Here is a 17,053-nt window from a genome sequence, read left to right as displayed (position 1 = left end):
TGCCCGTCCCGCGAAAGCGGGGCGGGCGTTTCCTTGTTTCAGGGCCAGACCAATTGCGTCGGACCGCCGCTGTTTACGCTGGTTCTCTGGAGCCGCGCTTCGGCTGCGGCTTTTCGATCCCCGGGATGAGGCCGATTTGCTGGACGAGAAAGTCGACAAGCAGCCGCACCCGCGCAACGCTCGCGCGTTCCGGAACGATCAGCATGCTCAGCGGAACGGGCGGAAGCGAATAGTCGGGCAAGATCGCCGTCAATTGTCCGGTCGCCAGGAGGTCGTCGACCAGCCATTGATGCGCGGGCGCAATGCCGCGTCCAGCAACAAGAGCTTCTCGCGCTGCGAGCCCGTGATCGACCCGGAACCGTCCGCCAATGGGCACCGCGTGGATCTCTCCGCTCGGCCCCTGCAAGGTGAGGATGTCGCTTCCCGCCACGTTCGACATCCGGATACCCTCATGGCCAGAAAGATCCTGCGGGACGGCCGGTACACCCCGCGCCGCCAGATACCTCGGCGCCGCCACCAGCAAACGCCGGGACTGGCCTAGCGCTCTGAGCGTCATGGAACTGTCGGCCAGCGGACCCAGGCGAAGCGCGATATCCACTCCCTCGCGCACGAGGTCGATCCGCTCGTCGGTGAGGCTGAGGTCGACCCCGATATCGGAATAGCGATCCTGAAAAGCGAAAATCAGACGGCTGACGTGTGTGACCCCGAAGGCCGCTGTGCAGGATAGACGGATCGTGCCGGCTGGCGCGCCACGCGTTCCGCGCGCCTCGTCCACGGCTTGCTCAACGAGGCGAAGGACCTGAACGCTGTTGGCGTAATAACGGCTGCCCTCATCGGTCATGGTGACGCGCCGCGTGGTCCTGCTGAGTAGAGGTACGCCGACGGCCTCCTCGAGTTCTCTGAGATGCCGCGTGACCGTCGACTGGCCCACTCCGAATTCCCGCGCAACAGCAGACAGGCTCCCGCGTTCGGCCACCCGGACGAAGGTGCGCATACGTTCCAGCGTGACGTCGGACCTATCCATTATTCGGCACAATCATATCCATTATCTACATCTACCGGATCATCACCGCGTTGGCTACCTAAGCATCGATTTTCCAATTGAGGGCCAATGTCATGAAAGTTCTACTCGTCTTCGCCCATCCCGAACCGCGTTCGCTCAACGGCGCGCTGCGCGACGTCGCCATCAAGGAGTTACAGGCCCAAGGCCACGAGGTGCGGATGTCGGACCTCTATGCCGAGCGCTGGAAATCCGAGGTCGATCATGCCGATTTTCGATCGCTGGTCCCCGACGCGCGTTTGAAAGTTGCGAAGGCCTCGGGAGAAGCTTTCGCCACCAACGCTCTGACCGAAGACGTAAAAGCCGAGCACGAGAAGCTGCTGTGGGCCGACATCCTGATCCTGCAGTTCCCGCTGTGGTGGTACAGCATGCCGGCGATCCTGAAAGGCTGGGTGGATCGGGTGTATGCCTACGGCTTCGCCTATGGTGTCGGCGAGCACAGCGACAAATATTGGGGCAACCGCTTCGGAGAAGGGACCCTTGCGGGCAAACGCGCGATGTTGCTCGTCACCACTGGCGGCTGGGAGGAACATTACTCCGCCCGCGGGGTCAACGGTCCGATCGACGACCTCTTATTCCCGATCAATCACGGGATCCTCTTTTATCCGGGTTACGACGTGCTTCCGCCGTTCGTCGCCTATCGGGTCGATCGTCTCGATGAGGCTGGCTTCCATGCAGCGGCCGAACGGCTGCGCGAGAGGATGCGAACGCTCGATTCCACGCCGCCTATTCCCTATCGGCGGCAGAACGGCGGAGACTATGTGATCCCAAGCCTTCAGCTTCGACCTGGTCTGGGCGATCCGGGCGCGAGCGGCTTCGCGCTCCATCTGAACGGAGCAGACGAAGCCGACCGGTCTAGTCCTCTCGGAATGCGTGCCGCATCTGGTCGGTGAGCGGCTTTGTCAGGTAGGAGATCACCGTGCGATCGGCGATCTTGATGAATACCTCGGCCGGCATGCCGGGATAAAGCGAGAGCCCCTTGAGCTTGGCGAGGCTCTCCTGCTTCGGCCGGATGCGCAAAGGGTAATAGCTGGCGCCGGTGCGCTCGTCGGTGACGAGGTCCGGCGCGATGGTTGCCACCTCCGCCTCGACCTCCGGCGTCGTGCGCTGATTGAAGGCGCTGAAGCGGATTTCGACCGGCTGGCCGACATGGATCTGATCGATGTCATGGGTCGCAACCCGGGCCTCCACCGTCAGGTCGTCGGCCTCGGGCACGACGAGCATCAGCGTCTCGCCGGGATTGACCACGCCGTTTACCGTGTGAATGGCGAGCTGATAGACCCGGCCCGAAAGCGGCGCGGTAATATCGAGCCGACGCAACTGGTCGGATGCGGCGGTCCGCCGCTCCTCGTATTCGGCGATCTTCGCCTCGACATCCGTCAGCTCCTTGGAGATTTCCGTGCGCCGATCCTCGTCGAGCTGGAGGATCTGCAGGTCGATCTCGCTCGACTTGCCGCGTGCCTGGGCGCGGGCGGCGATGCGCTGTCCGCGATCGCCCTCGAGTTCGGCGCGCTGGCGCTTCAGCGTCGTAACACGCTGCATCGGCACCAGGCCCTGGCCGTAGAGCGAATCGACGCCGGTCAGTTCCTCCGCGATCAGCTTGAGCGCGTCCTCGATCGCCTGCAGCTGGACGGTAAGCCCCTCGATCTCGTCGGCCAGTTGCGCTTTACGGGAGGCAAGCTGGTCCTTCATGCCGATGAGCGCCGACCGACGGCTGGCAAAAAGCCTCTGCTCGCCATCGACAAGCTTTGTCGCCGCAGCACTGGAGATGAATTTGTCGAGATCCTTATCGACCTCGAAAGAGACGGCACCGATGCGCTCCGCCTGAAGGCGGGCACGGCGGGCATAGAGTTGCGCCAGCGAGCTTTCGACAATCGCCAGATTGGCGCGAACGGTGGTGCCGTCGAGACGGATCAGCACCTGCCCCGCATTGACCCGGTCTCCCTCGCGGACCAGGAGTTCACCGACGATCCCCCCGGTGAGGTGCTGGACCTTTTTGACATTGTCGTCGACGACGACGACGCCACCGGCAACGACCGCGCTCGACAACTCCGTCGTCGCCGCCCAGCCGCCCACGCCGACGACAAGGGCGATAGCCAGCGTGGAGACCGCGATCATATGGCGCCCGAGCGAGCGGCGGGCGCTCGGCATCTCTTTTTTCCCGTCGCTCATTTCGCCACCTCCTGGCCGTCACCGACAATCTTCAGCGGCGCCGGCCGTTCCGCCTGCTGCGCGCGTTCCCGGCGCAAAACCTTGCCGAGCACTTCATCCTTCGGGCCGAAGGCCTGCATGCGCCCATCCTGCATCATCAGGACGAGGTCGGCGCTCGCAAGCGCGCTCGGCCGATGCGCAACAACGACGACGATGCCGCCGCGGGCGCGAACACTCATGATCGCCTCGCTGAGCGCCTGCTCGCCTTCGGCGTCGAGGTTGGAATTGGGCTCATCGAGCACGACCAGGAAGGGATCCCCATAAAGCGCCCTGGCAAGGGCTATGCGCTGGCGCTGTCCGGCCGAAAGCGCCGTGCCCCCCTCGCCGATCTCGGTTTCATAGCCGTTCGGAAGGCGAAGGATGAGGTCGTTGACGCGCGCCGCGGTGGCCGCCGCGACGATCGCCTCGGGCGTCGCGTCCTCGGCGAAACGGCAGATGTTCTGTGCAACCGTTCCGGCGAAAAGCTCCACGTCCTGCGGCAGGTAGCCGATGTGCTTGCCGAGAGCATCGCTGTCCCACTGGTCGAGAGCCGCGCCGTCAAGGCGCACGGAACCGCGATAGGCGGGCCAAACGCCAAGGATGGCACGGGCAAGCGACGACTTGCCCGACGCGCTCGGGCCGATGATGCCGAGCGCACTGCCGGCGTGAACGGTGAAACTGATGTCGGTGAAGATCAACCGCTGGGCCGCCGGCGGCCCGCTCGCCAGTCCCTCGACACTCAGGCGGTCGCGCGGGGCAGGCAGTGCCAGCGGCGCCTCGGCCTCCGGCAGCGCCTTAAGCAGTTCCTTCAGCCGTTGCCAGCTCTGCCGCGCGGAGACAAGACCACGCCAGTTGCCGATGGCGAGTTCCACGGGCGCAAGCGCGCGTGCGGTCAGGATGGAGCCGGCGATGATGATGCCCGGCGAGGCCTGGCCCTTGATCACCAGAACCGCGCCCGCCGCCAGCACACCCGACTGCAACGCCATGCGGAAGACCTTCGACACCGCGCCGTAACCGTTGCCGATATCGGACGTGCGACGGTTTTCCAGGCGGAACTCCTCGTTGCGCCGTTCCCAGAGGTCGGTCATGCGGCCGGCCATGCCCATGGCCTGGACGACCTCGGCATTGCGCTGGGACGCCTGGGCGAAGGCATTGCGCATGCCTCCCGCCTCCGCCGCCTTCTTGGCCGGCGCCTGGGTGCCGCTATTGGTGAGATAGGTCAGAAGCGTGAGGATCAGCCCGCCGCCGATTGCTATGTAGCCGATGACGGGATGGAAGAGAAAGCAGATGGCGATATAGAAGGGCAGCCACGGCAGGTCGAAAAGGGCCGCCGGACCGGCGCCCGACAGGAAGGACCGCACCTGGTCGAAATCGCGCAGCGCCTGCAGGCCATCCCCCTGTATCCTCAGCTTCAAGGGTGCCTTGACCAGCGCCCGGTAGATCCGGCCGCTCATCGTTTCGTCGAGGGCACCGGCGATACGCACCAGCATGCGTCCGCGGATCAGCTCGAACGCGCCCTGGAAGCCATAGAGCAGCAGTGCCAGGAAAGAGAGTGCGACCAGCGAGGGAATGCTTCGGCTCGGCAGCACCCGGTCGTAGACTTCGAGCATGAAGAACGAGCCGGTGAGATAGAGAACGTTGACGAGCGCACTGGCGATACCAACGCCGATGAAGGCCGCGCGGCAGTCGCGCAACGCATCCGCGGGCTCGATGCTCTTTCGATTTGAAGCTGCTCTTGATTTAGGCACTGACTGAAATCTCCGCGTCGGCCGTTCGGGCCGCTTGAACTCTGCTGACCGATCTATTCAGAGGCAGCAATGTAGAGTTGTTCCCCGGGAAACAATGATCCCTTCGAAAGCTTAAATATTGACTGCTGTCGGGGCGGGTGTTTAGCCCGGCGTCGCCGGCAAAGCGCCCCTTCGGTTTTCCCGCAATCGGTGCACCCTTCTGTATATCCCCGCCGCGCACACACGCCCGCGATAAACTATACCAAACGCAAGATTGGACGGACAGCGGCGCCGATCTTGTGCTATCGGATGAATCGCACGTCCCATCCGCCAATCCGATACTTTTCGGCACCATCGACCGAACATGAAATACTATCTCCGCAACCTGACTGCGAAGGAACGCAATGAGGCGACCGATCGCCATCTCGCCTCTGCGGCGCTTTTTCTTGCCGCGCCCTTGATGCTCATCGCGGCCCTCCCCGTGATCGAGGATGTCCGGTCGGCCTTGAACCGATAAGGTGGTCACCCCACAGCGCCGCGTGTCTCGGACGCAAAGACGCTGTAGCACCTCAATCCAAGGACAACTGGAAATCCGAAAACGGGGCGACCTTGGCCACAGCCGCTTTCGACGCAAGCTGCTGGGTTTCGATGTTGCCGCCCCTGCCCCAGGTCGCCGCCAGGCTCATCAATTCATCCATCTCCTTCCTCAGCTGGTGCCACGCCAGAATGTCTTCGGCGTGGGTCGCATTCGTGCGCGGGTCGTAGAACCGGCTGATTTCCTCAGCGCTGTCCTTCCGGGCGGCTTCCAGACGGGCCTTCAAGGCACTGACTTCATCTTTCACCAGGAAATAGCGCCGCATCACCGCAAGAAGCGCAAGATCGTTCGGATTGACGCTCAAGGACATCCCTCCCCCGCCGTTTCATGACCGTCGACCACGGTCGAGCGGATCGGTATCCCCCGCAGCCGCCCGCCGGGCACGCCCCCAATCACGCGAAACTTTGACGCTTTTCCGGCAACGGCCAAAGAAAAATCCCGACGTCGTCAGACGCCGGGCCGAAACCTGCCGGAAAGCCACAGCGCCGCGCGTCTCATTAGACGCGCAAAGGTCGCTATAGCACCTTGAATCGCTGCATGATTTTCTCCTCAAATCGATTCCGATCTAAGGAATCATGCAGTAGAGAAAAATCGTGTCGCTTGACCGCTTCGCTCGCTACTTTTTCCTGTAGATGAGCACGGGGATCGTCGAATGCGTCAGCACTTTTGCGGCGACGCTACCGATGACCAGGGCGCCGACGCCGCCACGGCCGTGCGACGCCATGATGATGAGATCGGCGCCGATATCGTCCGCTTTCTTGATGATCGCACGATAGACCTCGTGGCTACGGGCGTGATCGGATTCGCACGGCACGCCGACATGCTCAGACTTGGCCACGGCGGCAGCAAGTATTTCCCCGGCGTGCTGACGGGCCAGCGCTTCATATTCTTCCTTCGTGCTGGCGAGCTGTTCGGTATTGGTCGAAAAGAGGTGAAACGGCTCCGTCACAGTCAACACCGTGATCTTCGCTTCGGCTTCCTTTGCAAAGGCAATGCCGGCGTCCAGGGCGAGCGTAGCGAGCGGCGAACCGTCGGTGGGGATGAGAATGTTGCGGAACATGAAAACCTCCCGTTGACTTCGGAGTTCAAGCTAGCCGCATCGCTGTAAGTCACATTGACCCAGATCAATGTTTTAGATATCGCTTATTTACACAACATCAAGCCACAGCAAGAACGGCCCGGCGGGTATCCGCCGGGCCGTTTCTCGACAACGATTCTACAGCGCCGCGCGTCTAATTAAGGCGCGCGGCGCTGTAGCACTTTGAATTGCTGCACGTTTTATCCTTAGATCGGCGACGATTTAAGGAAACATGCAGTGGCGCTTGGCCTCGCTCTTACGCCTCGACGCGAAACCGCGCGTGCGGCTGGTCCTCACGGGCCTCCGCGTCGCGCCGATTGTGACGGATCGACGACCAGAGCGAGAGACCGATGAGGCCGGCGCCACCGAGACCGGTAATGACCTCCGGAATGTGGATCAACGTCTGGAAGTACATCACCACCGAAAGGATCAGGATCGCATAGAAAGCACCATGCTCCAGGTAGCGAAATTCGTTGAGCGTGCCCTTCTCGACCAGCATGACCGTCATCGAGCGGACATACATGGCGCCAATGCCGAGGCCAATCGCGATGATGAACAGGTTCTGCGTCAAGGCGAAGGCGCCGATGACACCGTCGAACGAAAAGCTGGCATCGAGCACTTCCAGGTAGAGGAACGCACCGAAACCGCCCTTCGCCGCCGCGCTCATCGTCTGTTGCGAAGCATCGAGCAGACCGCCGACGACCTCGACGATGAGGAAGGTGAGCAGACCATAGATGCTGGCATAGACGAAGGTGTGCACGTGCTCGGCTTCGAGCAAGGTCGAGAACGCCAGGATGACGCTCAGGACAAGGGCGATTTCGATGCCCTTGATCGTTGCGAAGCGCGCCATCTTGCGCTCCAGCCAGGCGATCCAGTGCACATCCTTCTCCTGATCGAAGAAGTAGGTGAGACCGACCATCATCAGGAACGTTCCGCCGAAGGCGGCGATCGGCAGATGCGCGTCGTTCATGATGCGGGCGTATTCTTCGGGGCGGACCGCCGCAAGGATTACCGCGTCGATCGGCCCGATATTGGCGGCTATGACGACGATCAGCAGCGGAAAGACGATGCGCATGCCGAAGACGGCAATGATGATGCCCCAGGTCAGAAACCTATGCTGCCAGGCCGGTGTCATGTCCTTGAGCTTGTTGGCGTTGACGATGGCGTTGTCGAAGGAGAGCGAGATTTCGAGGACAGCGAGCACCGCACAAATGAAGAAGACAGTCATCGTGCCGCTGAACGTACCGGTCGACTGCCAGCCGAGCCAGACGCCAAGCAGCAGACCGAGGGCCGTTACGATGAAGGCCCATCTGAAATAACCGAGTGCGGGCGAGTGCGAACGGGGCCGGATCATGGACGATCCTCCCCGGCACGAGGTGCCTCGGTGATTGCAAACGAGAGGTCTCCTGTGAGGAAAAAGCGCACAGCCGAACAGGCACATGCGTTGGGCATGAGTTGGGTTTTCATGGTAGCTAAATCCGCCGGCTTATTTGCTGGCGGTACCGACATCACGAGAGCGCCGTAAAACTCTCGCCAGAGGGGCCCGGCACCAAAGTTCATCCCGCGGTTCGATGTCTAAAAGGCGGGACGCCTTTTTACTTAGCGATGCGAAACGCCTCGTCAAGGGTGGACTGGCAGTCGGTGCCTCATAGGGCGTGCATGACGCTGGAATTGCGCGACACATTCACGCCGTTCTGGCAGCATGGATGGAACCAAAGCCGGCTAAACGGGTTTAAATTCCAGCAATAACAACCCTGTGAGGCAACGCGCCATGCACAGTTTCTGGTGGGACAAGAGTGTCCGGTTGGAACTCGGTGACGCAGGCAAATTTCGCGACGTGAAAAGCACGCGCGAGGCCGTCGAGTGCCTGATGCTGCGGTGGCCCCATCAGGACGGGCGCGCCCTTGCCGCTGCAAAACGCGTCTGCCTGCAGGCGCTCGAGGGCAAGGTCAAGACCGAGAGGGCACGAAGGGCATTTATCAAGGCTGCCGAAGAGGCGCACATCTCCATCCGGAGCCAATAGGCATTCGCAACCCGGAAGCCTGTGGCTCCGCCGCACAAGAGCATCAGCCCGAAAGTCGGATTCGATCTTTCGGAAATCATGATGCCACAAGTTAAAAGTCGTCCAGCATGATCCGGACCAGCTGGTCTGAAAGTATTCGGCCAAACGGCCTAAACCATTCCAGCACGCGGGATGCGCGGAATCCCATTTCGCTCGTTCCTCACCCCCGCGCCGATGCCCCGCTCGGGGCAGGAAAGGAAAGCGATGTACGAAATTCCCTGGAAGGCGCCGGTCAGTATCAGCATGCTGGACGGGAGATGTCGCACGGTCATCGGTCCGCTCGACGCAATGAAGTGTCTGCAGAGCGAATGGCCCGTTCGCGGTGGCGCCTATTACAGCTATGCGGTGCGCACCTGCGAGGCGGCGCTTAAACGCCAGAAAAGCCCGAGCGAAGCACGCGCGGCCTTCATTTGCGCTTCGCGGGAGGCCTTTCTGACGATCCTCGCAGGTCCGGCGCCGGAGGGCAGAACCAATGGATTCCGGCCCCTGGAATGAATGCGTTCCCATCGGCATGCCCGGCGATGCGACGCGTAAATCTCCTGATCTGAGCTTGGATCGTGAGCGGCTTTACCGTGCCGCGACGCAGTGGAGGCCCATCAGGCTGGATGATGCAGCACGCTGAGACCGCCATCGACCGTCAGGCAGGTGGCATTCATGAAGGTGCACTCATCGGAAATCATGAACAGGGCGGCGCGGGCGATCTCTTCGGCGGTGGCGATGCGCCCGCCCGGATGCAGCTTCATCGTTTCCGCTTCGGCCGCTGCCGGATCGGGGAAGCTATTCCAGTAGTCGATCACCTTCTGGGTTAGCACATAGCCCGGGGCCAGGGCGTTCACGCGGATTCCCTTCGATGCATATTCGATCCCAAGCGACTTCGTCATGCCGATGAGTGCATGCTTGGCAACGGGATAGGGGAAGGTGTGCGGAATGATGGTGAAGGCATGTGTCGAGGCGATGTTGAGGATGACCCCGCCGCCCGCCTCAATCATGCCCGGAAGCGCCGCCTTGCAGCAATTCCAGGTGCCCTTGAGGTTCACGTCGAAGCAGCGTTGCCAGTCCGCATCGCTCGTCGCCAGCGGTTCCGCGAAGACGTTGATGCCGGCATTATTGACCAGCGCGTTGGGGCGCCCGATGGTTTTCTCCGCCCTGGTAAAGGCCGCCGCGATTGCGGGAGCATCGGCAATGTCGGCGACCGCCGAGGAGACCGTGCCGCCCTCAGCCTGGAGTCTTTCTGCTTCCTTTTCCAGAAGCGGCCCATCGCGATCGATCAGGAACAGGCTGGCACCCTCGCCGTGGAAGATCTCGGCGATGGCGAGGCCAATGCCCTGCGCCGCGCCCGTTATGACGATGCGTTTGCCATCGAGCCGGTTGCCCATGATCTTTCCTCCTTTAGCCATCTAATCCCGCGTCACCACTCGGCGACGCTACCATCCTCGTGGCGCCAGATCGGATTGCGCCAGCGATGGCCTTCGCGCGCACGCTCGATGACATAGGCCTCGTCGACGTCGACACCGAGGCCTGGCCCTTGCGGGATCGACACAAAACCATCTTCGTAGCGGAACACCTCCTTGTTGGAGATGTAATCGAGGATGTCGTTGCCGGCGTTGTAATGGATGCCGAGGCTCTGCTCCTGGATGAAGGCGTTGTAGCTGACGGCATCGACCTGAAGGCAGGCGGCGAGCGCGATCGGCCCCAGCGGGCAATGCGGCGCCAGCGCCACGTCATAGGCTTCCGCCATCGCCGCGATCTTGCGGCACTCGGTGATGCCGCCCGCATGCGAAAGATCGGGCTGGATGATGTCGACATAGCCATCGGTCAGGACCGACTTGAAATCCCAGCGGGAATAGAGGCGCTCGCCAAGCGCGATCGGCGTCGACGAATGGTTGGCGATCTCCTTCAGCGCCTCCCGGTTTTCCGACAGCACCGGCTCCTCGATGAACATCAGCTTGAACTGCTCGAGTTCCTTGGCGAGTACCTTGGCCATCGGCCGATGCACGCGACCATGGAAGTCGACGCCGATGCCGACATGCGGGCCGATCGCGTCGCGGATGGTGCCGATGGTCGAGACGGCCTTGTCGATCTTCTCGTTGCTGTCGACGATCTGCATCTCTTCGCAGCCGTTGAGCTTGATCGCCTTGAAGCCGCGGGCGACGACGTCCTTGGCATTGCGCGCAACGTCGCTCGGCCGGTCGCCGCCGATCCACGAATAGACCTTGATCCTGTCGCGGCATTGGCCGCCGAGCAGCTGGTGGATCGGCTGGCCGAGAGCCTTGCCCTTGATGTCCCAGAGCGCCTGGTCGATGCCGGCGAGAGCGCTCATATGCAAAGCGCCGCCACGATAGAAGCCGCCGCGATACATCACGTTCCAGTGGTCCTCGATCAGGAACGGATCCTTGCCGACGAGGTAATCGGCGAGTTCATGCACGGCCGCCTCGACCGTCAGCGCGCGGCCTTCAACCACCGGCTCGCCCCAGCCGACAATGCCCTCGTCGGTTTCGATCTTGAGAAACAGCCAGCGCGGCGGAACGATATAGGTGGTGAGCTTGGTAATCTTCATGACGTGATGTCCATTGGGGAAGAGCAAACGGGCGGGCTGCCCGTTTCACGGGTTGTTCAGGAGACCGGCGCCTGAGGGCCGGTGCCGTTTGACGGCCGCCGCGAGGTCGCGTGCCGCAAGATCCAGCATGCGCATCGAGCATTCGCGCGCGCCCGCCTTGTCGCGCATGCGCAATGCCTCCACCAGCTCGCCATGGATGTCGATGGCCTCATCCCGGCGTTCGGCGGCTTCGTTTGAAGCGTGCAGCGAGAATTTGAGCGCGGCCTGGATGATGCCGACGAGTTGCAGGAAGACCTGATTATGGCTCGCCTTCAGAAGGCAGGTGTGGAAGGCGACGTCGGCCTCCGTGAAGTCCGCGACGTCGCGCTCGCCGTCACGCATATCGCGCCAGGCGCGTTCAAGATCGGCGATTTCCTGCACCGTCGCGCGCTCGGCAGCAAATTCCGCCGCCGCCGGCTCGATTGCCCGGCGCGCTTCCAGGATGCAGTTCAGCAGATCGAATTCGAAGATGCGCTCGCCGATCCATTCGAGAACCTGCGAATCGAGAATGTTCCACTCTTCCTTGTTGCAGACGACCGTGCCGACGCGGGAACGGCCGCGCACCATGCCCTTCGATTCTAGGATCTTCAACGATTCCCGGATCACGGTGCGGCTGACGCCATAACGCTCGCAAAGATCGTTTTCGCGAGGCAGGAACGTACCGACCGGAAAGATCTCGGCGCAGATGTCGGAGGCAATGGCCCGCGTGATGTTCTTCTGGACGCGCGGACGGCGCTGCAGCCGTTCCGCCACGATACCCTGATGCTCCTGCCCTTCCGCTGCCATCGCCTTCCCCACGCTGATCAAGTCGATGCTCCATAGCGCAGATCGCCCTAACTGGCGACAGCGCGCCGAAGCGCACGCGTTCACTGTCATACATCACTATCGTATTCATCATACAAAGGCAATTGACGAATATGATGATTCATCATACACAAATGCCAACTGCAGGAGGCAGTTCACCAGGGGAGAGACATCATGCGCTTCATCAAGGCAGCCATTCTGGCTGGTACCGTCGCCGTATTCGCCGCCACTTCGGCATTCGCCGCCGACGTCAAGATCGGCTTCATCGTCAAACAGCCCGAGGAGCCGTGGTTCCAGGACGAATGGAAGTTTGCGGACGTTGCCGCCAAGGAAAAAGGCTTCACGCTGGTCAAGATTGGCGCCGAAGACGGCGAGAAGGTCCAGTCGGCCATCGACAATCTCGGGGCCCAGGGCGCACAGGGCTTCATCGTTTGCACGCCCGACGTCAAGCTCGGCCCGGGCATCGTCGCCAAGGCTGCCGCCAACGACCTCAAGCTGATGACCGTCGACGACCGCCTGGTCAACGCCGACGGCAGTCCGATCGAAGATGTGCCGCACATGGGGATCTCGGCCACCAAGATCGGCGAGGCCGTCGGCCAGGCGATCGTCGACGAGATCAAGAAGCGCGGCTGGGACATGAAGGAGGTCGGGGCGATCCGTGTCTCCTACGACCAGTTGCCGACCGCCGTCGACCGCGTCGAAGGCGCCCTTTCCGTTCTCAAGGCCAACGGTTTCCCGGAAGCCAACATCTTCGACGCGCCGCAGGCAAAGACCGATACGGAGGCCGCACTCAACGCCTCGACGATCGTGCTCAACAAGAACGCCGGCATCAAGAAATGGGTCGCAGTCGGCCTCAATGACGAAGCGGTGCTCGGCGCCGTGCGCGCCACCGAATCCGTCGGCATTCCCGCCGACAGCATGATCGGCGTCGGCATCGGCGGCGCGGAGTCGGCGATCAACGAGTTCAAGAAGCCCGCCGCCACCGGCTTCTTCGGCACCGTCATCATCTCGCCGAAGCGTCACGGCTACGAAACCGCGCTCAATATGTACGAGTGGATTGCCAACGAGAAGGAGCCGGAAAAGCTGATCCTGACCGCCGGCCAGCTCGCGCTTCGCGACAATTACGAAGCCGTCCGCAAGGAACTCGGCATCGAGTAATCGTCCCTTTCGACGCCATCGAGCCCGGCGGTACTCGTACCGCCGGGCACCTCGCTTCGGAGCAGCGCATGCAGGACTTCCTCGAATTCCGATCCATTTCCAAAGGCTACCCCGGCGTCCAGGCGCTCTCGGATGTCTCCTTTGCCGTCAGCAAGGGCGCCGTCCACGGGCTCATGGGCGAGAACGGCGCCGGTAAGTCGACGCTGATCCGGGTTCTGTCCGGCGACCAATCGGCCGATGAGGGCGAGATCCGCATCGACGGCGAGCTGCAGCACTACCGTTCCGTGCGCGACGCCTTCCATGCGGGCGTCATCGTCATTCACCAGGAACTGCAGCTCGTGCCGGAGCTGACGGTCGCCGAAAACCTTTGGCTCGGCCATTTCCCCGGCAAGGGTGGCGTGATCGACCGGCGGAAACTCGTCGGCGTCGTCTCCCAAAAACTGGCCGAGATCGGCATCGATGTCGACCCAACCGCCAAGGTCGCATCGCTTTCGATCGGCGAGCGCCAGATGGTCGAGATCGCCAAGGCGGTGATGCTCGATGCGCGCGTCATCGCTCTCGATGAGCCTACCTCTTCGCTGTCCTCCCGCGAGAGCGAAATCCTCTTTGCCCTCATCGAGCGCCTGCGCGCGAATGGTACCGTTATTCTTTACGTCTCGCATCGCCTCGACGAGATCTTCCGGCTTTGCGACAGCCTCACGGTGCTGCGCGACGGCAAGCTCGCCGCCCATCACACCGACATCGCCAAGGTGACGCGCGACCAGATCATTTCGGAGATGGTCGGGCGTGAAATCGCAAACATCTGGGGCTGGCGGGGACGCAGCTTCGGCGCCGAGCGGCTGCGGGTCGAAAACATCGCGGGGGCAAAACTGAAGGTCCCGTTGAGCTTCTCCGTCAGGCGCGGCGACATCGTCGGATTCTTCGGCCTGATCGGCGCCGGCCGCAGCGAGATGGCGCGGCTCGTCTATGGAGCCGATACGCGCAGCCAGGGCAGCGTGTCGGTCGATGGCGCGGCGGTACCGGCAGACAGCCCGCCGAAGTCGATCCGTGCCGGCATCGTTCTTTGCCCGGAGGACCGCAAGTTCGATGGCATCGTCCAGGGCCGGTCGATCGAGGAGAACATGGCGATCTCCTCGCGCCGCCACTTTTCTCGCCTTGGCATCATCAACCCGAAGAAGGAAAGCGAGCTCGCCGACAAGTTCATCGCCAAGCTTCGGGTGCGAACGCCGTCCCGCCGTCAGGACATCGTCAACCTCTCGGGCGGCAACCAGCAAAAGGTCATTCTCGGTCGCTGGCTGTCCGAAGAAGGCGTCAAGGTTCTCATTATCGACGAGCCGACGCGCGGCATCGACGTCGGCGCGAAATCCGAGATCTACGAAATCCTCTACGGGCTCGCCGAACAGGGCATGGCGATCGTCGTCATCTCCAGCGAGCTGCCGGAGGTAATGGGCATCACGGATCGCATCATCGTGATGTGCGAGGGTCGACTGGCGGCCGACATGCCGCGCGCGGAATTCGATGAGCGGCGAATCCTCGCGGCAGCCCTTCCCGACATCAAGAACACCAAAGACCTTCCCCTCTCACAGGTGCAGTGACGATGACCTCTTTGAAAAAAATCCTTCTCGGCGAACAGGGCCTCGTCGTCATCTTCGCGGTCGCTTTCGTCATCGTGTCGCTGACGGTTCCGAATTTCCTCAGCGAACGCAATATGCTCGGCCTGCTGCAGTCGGTCGTCACCATCGGCATCATTGCCTGCACCATGATGTTCTGCCTCGCCTCACGCGATTTCGACCTTTCCGTCGGCTCGACGGTGGCGTTTTCCGGCATGGTGGCCGTCATGGCCTCGAACGCCTCTGGCTCGATCCTGATTGGGCTGCTGGCCGCCGTGCTGTGCGGCGGCTTTGTCGGCACGATCAACGGCGTCGTCATCGCCCGCTTTCGCATCAATGCGCTGATCACGACGCTTGCGACCATGCAGATCGTCCGCGGCTTCGCGCTGATCGCGTCGGACGGCCGCGCCGTCGGCATCAACGATCCCAGCTTCTATCAGCTTGCGCTGTCGCGCTTCCTCGGCGTCCCGACTCCGATCTGGGTGATGGGCCTGTTCTTCATCGTCTTCGGCTTCGTGCTGAACCGAACCGTCTTCGGCAAGAACACGCTGGCGATCGGCGGCAATCCGGAGGCCTCGCGTCTCGCTGGCGTCGACGTCGCCCGCATGCGCATCTGGATCTTCGCGCTGCAAGGCATCGTCTGTGCCGTTGCCGGCGTGCTGCTTGCCTCGCGCATCACCTCCGGACAGCCCAATGCCGCGACGGGCCTCGAACTCTCGGTCATCTCGGCCTGCGTGCTCGGCGGCGTGTCGCTTGCCGGCGGCCGCGCGGCGATGACCGGCGTCATCGTCGGCGTTTTGATCATGGGCATCGCCGAAAACGTCATGAACCTGCTCAACATCCAGGCCTTTTATCAATACGTGGTCCGCGGCCTGATCCTGCTGCTCGCGGTCCTCCTCGACAATCTGCGCTCGGTCGCGGGCAGACAGCGCGTCTGATCGGCAATGCCGAACGATGTCCTGCATCTCAAGAATGACGAGCTCTCGATCGAGCTGAGCCGCTTTGGCGGCTCGCTCATCGCCGCCGCCTGGCGCGGCATCCCGTTCGTGAAGCCGATTGCGACCGCCGGAATCGCGACGCAGCGGTTTGGAGCGGAGGCGGGCTTCCCGCTCGTGCCCTTCGGCAACAGGATAGAAGGCAACAGCTTCACCTTCGATGGCGAGCGCTTCTTCCTCGAGCCGAATACATCAGGCGATCCATTCTGCCTGCATGGCGATGGATGGCTCAGCGAATGGGAGCTGAAATCGCACAGCGGCGAACAAGCGACACTTTCCTTTGTGCACGCCGAGCGAGCCGGTAGTCCCTATGCCTATGAGGCCGTGCAGGATGTGCGGCTTGATGGCAGCACTCTGGTTCTCTCCCTGACGGTCACGAACATATCGGCTCGCCGCTTACCCTTTGGATTGGGGCACCACCCCTTCTTTCCTCGCACGGCCGGGACGCGGCTCCGGGCGAGGGCAAAGCGCATCTGGGGCGAGAGGATCGGACACCTGCCCGACGTTCCCGGCCCAATTCCCCGCACGCTCGATTTCACCGAGGGCAATGTGCTCCCCGCTCACTGGATGAACAATGCCTATGACGGCTGGGACGGCGACGCCTCGATCGAATGGCCCGAGCGTCAGCTTGCCTTAAGGCTTGAAACTCAAGGCGCGTTCGGGTGCTTCATGATCTATTCGCCGGGTGCGGACGCGGACTTCTTCTGTTTCGAGCCGATGACGCATCTGCCGAACGCTCACAACATGCCGAACGAAGCCGGCGGCCTCGTTGCGTTGAAGCACGGACAAAGTCTCGCTGGCACCGTCAGGTTTCATCTGACGCCCATACGCTGAGAGCGGAGCAAAACAAAAGCGCCCGCTGGGAGGTGCAGGCGCCTTGAACAAATCTAAATCAGTTCTGAAGTGGGCGTACCCGTGTCCGAGCCTTAGCGGCCGACAGCGGCGCGGGCGACGCTATGGATATCGCCGCGGGTAATGCCAAGGTCGTTGAGTTCGCGCGTCGACATACGGCCCAGCTCGGCGACCGTCTGACGGTACTTACGCCAGTTGTTAAAAGAGCGTGCTACGTTCATTTTGATCCCCTTTCATGGGCTTTCGAAGCCTGGCTGCCAGTCCGTGGCGCCTCGCTTGCTTCGATGCGCAACATATAGTGACTGACCTCGGGGGATTGCAGCGCT

At 62.2% G+C, this 17,053-nt stretch carries 18 protein-coding genes; 8 read left to right on the top strand and 10 right to left on the bottom strand.

All coding sequences use genetic code 11. The annotated features are described in order from the left end of the window. Positions 1-73: 73 nt before the first annotated feature. Entirely contained in the window at positions 74-1,024 is a 951-nt protein-coding gene (locus tag PZN02_RS28785) for a LysR family transcriptional regulator (RefSeq protein ID WP_280662348.1), read from the bottom strand. 92 nt (positions 1,025-1,116) lie between these two features. On the opposite strand from PZN02_RS28785, the gene PZN02_RS28780 reads away from it, so the two are divergent. After that, on the top strand, positions 1,117-1,953 hold the full coding sequence (locus PZN02_RS28780; RefSeq protein ID WP_280662347.1) for an NAD(P)H-dependent oxidoreductase: 837 nt from the start codon (positions 1,117-1,119) through the stop codon (positions 1,951-1,953). Here PZN02_RS28780 and PZN02_RS28775 read toward each other — a convergent pair. After that, a complete protein-coding gene (locus PZN02_RS28775) occupies positions 1,916-3,232 on the bottom strand; it encodes an HlyD family type I secretion periplasmic adaptor subunit (RefSeq protein ID WP_280662346.1) in 1,317 nt (438 codons plus the stop codon). The genes PZN02_RS28780 and PZN02_RS28775 overlap by 38 nt on opposite strands. Further along, positions 3,229-4,998: a type I secretion system permease/ATPase gene (locus PZN02_RS28770; protein ID WP_280662345.1), complete on the bottom strand. Its 1,770-nt coding sequence runs from the start codon at positions 4,996-4,998 to the stop codon at positions 3,229-3,231. Before PZN02_RS28770 ends, PZN02_RS28775 begins: the two co-directional genes overlap by 4 nt. Before the next feature lie 343 nt (positions 4,999-5,341). Here PZN02_RS28770 and PZN02_RS28765 point away from each other — a divergent pair, with 343 nt between their 5' ends. Next, the gene (locus PZN02_RS28765; protein ID WP_280662344.1) at positions 5,342-5,494 is read left to right on the top strand and encodes a hypothetical protein; all 153 of its coding nucleotides are present in this window, start codon (positions 5,342-5,344) and stop codon (positions 5,492-5,494) included. A 52-nt stretch (positions 5,495-5,546) separates the two neighbouring features. Here the strand turns inward: PZN02_RS28765 and PZN02_RS28760 are convergent, their stop codons facing one another. The 3 genes from PZN02_RS28760 to PZN02_RS28750 form a co-directional block, all read right to left on the bottom strand. Next, entirely contained in the window at positions 5,547-5,882 is a 336-nt protein-coding gene (locus tag PZN02_RS28760; RefSeq protein WP_280662343.1) for a hypothetical protein, read from the bottom strand. 306 nt (positions 5,883-6,188) lie between these two features. Then, a complete protein-coding gene (locus PZN02_RS28755; protein ID WP_280662342.1) occupies positions 6,189-6,632 on the bottom strand; it encodes a universal stress protein in 444 nt (147 codons plus the stop codon). 274 nt (positions 6,633-6,906) lie between these two features. Continuing rightward, on the bottom strand, positions 6,907-8,004 hold the full coding sequence (locus PZN02_RS28750; RefSeq protein ID WP_280662341.1) for a DUF475 domain-containing protein: 1,098 nt from the start codon (positions 8,002-8,004) through the stop codon (positions 6,907-6,909). Between the two features lie 417 nt (positions 8,005-8,421). Between PZN02_RS28750 and PZN02_RS28745 the strand changes: the two genes are divergently transcribed. Then, positions 8,422-8,673 carry a DUF982 domain-containing protein gene (locus tag PZN02_RS28745; protein WP_280662340.1) on the top strand — a complete coding sequence of 84 codons (252 nt, stop codon included), beginning with the start codon at positions 8,422-8,424 and terminating at the stop codon, positions 8,671-8,673. Positions 8,674-8,916: 243 nt separating this feature from the next. Further along, on the top strand, positions 8,917-9,207 hold the full coding sequence (locus tag PZN02_RS28740; RefSeq protein WP_280662339.1) for a DUF982 domain-containing protein: 291 nt from the start codon (positions 8,917-8,919) through the stop codon (positions 9,205-9,207). Positions 9,208-9,308: 101 nt separating this feature from the next. Here PZN02_RS28740 and PZN02_RS28735 read toward each other — a convergent pair whose 3' ends face one another. From PZN02_RS28735 to PZN02_RS28725, 3 genes are read right to left on the bottom strand one after another with little or no spacing between them, the layout of a single operon-like run. Beyond that, positions 9,309-10,088, bottom strand: a complete 780-nt coding sequence (locus PZN02_RS28735; protein ID WP_280662338.1) for an SDR family oxidoreductase — start codon at positions 10,086-10,088, stop codon at positions 9,309-9,311. Between the two features lie 32 nt (positions 10,089-10,120). Continuing rightward, a complete protein-coding gene (gene dgoD, locus PZN02_RS28730; protein ID WP_280662337.1) occupies positions 10,121-11,269 on the bottom strand; it encodes a galactonate dehydratase in 1,149 nt (382 codons plus the stop codon). 45 nt (positions 11,270-11,314) lie between these two features. Beyond that, on the bottom strand, positions 11,315-12,094 hold the full coding sequence (locus PZN02_RS28725) for a FadR/GntR family transcriptional regulator (protein ID WP_280663311.1): 780 nt from the start codon (positions 12,092-12,094) through the stop codon (positions 11,315-11,317). Between the two features lie 192 nt (positions 12,095-12,286). Here PZN02_RS28725 and PZN02_RS28720 point away from each other — a divergent pair, with 192 nt between their 5' ends. The 4 genes from PZN02_RS28720 to PZN02_RS28705 all read left to right on the top strand — a co-directional run bounded on the left by PZN02_RS28720 (position 12,287) and on the right by PZN02_RS28705 (position 16,709). Next, on the top strand, positions 12,287-13,270 hold the full coding sequence (locus PZN02_RS28720) for an arabinose ABC transporter substrate-binding protein (protein ID WP_280662336.1): 984 nt from the start codon (positions 12,287-12,289) through the stop codon (positions 13,268-13,270). Between the two features lie 68 nt (positions 13,271-13,338). Next, positions 13,339-14,865, top strand: a complete 1,527-nt coding sequence (gene araG, locus PZN02_RS28715) for an L-arabinose ABC transporter ATP-binding protein AraG (protein ID WP_280662335.1) — start codon at positions 13,339-13,341, stop codon at positions 14,863-14,865. A 2-nt stretch (positions 14,866-14,867) separates the two neighbouring features. Further along, positions 14,868-15,818: an L-arabinose ABC transporter permease AraH gene (araH, locus tag PZN02_RS28710; protein ID WP_280662334.1), complete on the top strand. Its 951-nt coding sequence runs from the start codon at positions 14,868-14,870 to the stop codon at positions 15,816-15,818. A 6-nt stretch (positions 15,819-15,824) separates the two neighbouring features. Then, the gene (locus tag PZN02_RS28705; protein ID WP_280662333.1) at positions 15,825-16,709 is read left to right on the top strand and encodes an aldose 1-epimerase; all 885 of its coding nucleotides are present in this window, start codon (positions 15,825-15,827) and stop codon (positions 16,707-16,709) included. Between the two features lie 92 nt (positions 16,710-16,801). On the opposite strand, the gene PZN02_RS28700 is transcribed toward PZN02_RS28705, so the two are convergent. After that, positions 16,802-16,948 (bottom strand): DUF1127 domain-containing protein, encoded by a 147-nt coding sequence (locus PZN02_RS28700; RefSeq protein ID WP_280662332.1) that lies wholly within the window; start codon positions 16,946-16,948, stop codon positions 16,802-16,804. Between the last annotated feature and the right edge of the window lie 105 nt (positions 16,949-17,053).

Origin of the sequence: Sinorhizobium garamanticum (assembly GCF_029892065.1) — a bacterium.
Lineage (GTDB): Bacteria > Pseudomonadota > Alphaproteobacteria > Rhizobiales > Rhizobiaceae > Sinorhizobium > Sinorhizobium garamanticum.
This window is presented reverse-complemented; position numbering and strand designations above follow the sequence as displayed.

Bases quoted from the DNA above. Each gene is read 5' to 3' on its own strand.
- PZN02_RS28785 (WP_280662348.1), bottom strand. From the start codon at position 1,024: ATGGATAGGTCCGACGTCACGCTGGAACGTATGCGCACCTTCGTCCGG.
- PZN02_RS28780 (WP_280662347.1), top strand. From the start codon at position 1,117: ATGAAAGTTCTACTCGTCTTCGCCCATCCCGAACCGCGTTCGCTCAAC.
- PZN02_RS28775 (WP_280662346.1), bottom strand. From the start codon at position 3,232: ATGAGCGACGGGAAAAAAGAGATGCCGAGCGCCCGCCGCTCGCTCGGG.
- PZN02_RS28765 (WP_280662344.1), top strand. From the start codon at position 5,342: ATGAAATACTATCTCCGCAACCTGACTGCGAAGGAACGCAATGAGGCG.
- PZN02_RS28760 (WP_280662343.1), bottom strand. From the start codon at position 5,882: ATGTCCTTGAGCGTCAATCCGAACGATCTTGCGCTTCTTGCGGTGATG.
- PZN02_RS28755 (WP_280662342.1), bottom strand. From the start codon at position 6,632: ATGTTCCGCAACATTCTCATCCCCACCGACGGTTCGCCGCTCGCTACG.
- PZN02_RS28750 (WP_280662341.1), bottom strand. From the start codon at position 8,004: ATGATCCGGCCCCGTTCGCACTCGCCCGCACTCGGTTATTTCAGATGG.
- PZN02_RS28745 (WP_280662340.1), top strand. From the start codon at position 8,422: ATGCACAGTTTCTGGTGGGACAAGAGTGTCCGGTTGGAACTCGGTGAC.
- PZN02_RS28740 (WP_280662339.1), top strand. From the start codon at position 8,917: ATGTACGAAATTCCCTGGAAGGCGCCGGTCAGTATCAGCATGCTGGAC.
- PZN02_RS28735 (WP_280662338.1), bottom strand. From the start codon at position 10,088: ATGGGCAACCGGCTCGATGGCAAACGCATCGTCATAACGGGCGCGGCG.
- dgoD (WP_280662337.1), bottom strand. From the start codon at position 11,269: ATGAAGATTACCAAGCTCACCACCTATATCGTTCCGCCGCGCTGGCTG.
- PZN02_RS28725 (WP_280663311.1), bottom strand. From the start codon at position 12,094: ATGGCAGCGGAAGGGCAGGAGCATCAGGGTATCGTGGCGGAACGGCTG.
- PZN02_RS28720 (WP_280662336.1), top strand. From the start codon at position 12,287: ATGCGCTTCATCAAGGCAGCCATTCTGGCTGGTACCGTCGCCGTATTC.
- araG (WP_280662335.1), top strand. From the start codon at position 13,339: ATGCAGGACTTCCTCGAATTCCGATCCATTTCCAAAGGCTACCCCGGC.
- araH (WP_280662334.1), top strand. From the start codon at position 14,868: ATGACCTCTTTGAAAAAAATCCTTCTCGGCGAACAGGGCCTCGTCGTC.
- PZN02_RS28705 (WP_280662333.1), top strand. From the start codon at position 15,825: ATGCCGAACGATGTCCTGCATCTCAAGAATGACGAGCTCTCGATCGAG.
- PZN02_RS28700 (WP_280662332.1), bottom strand. From the start codon at position 16,948: ATGAACGTAGCACGCTCTTTTAACAACTGGCGTAAGTACCGTCAGACG.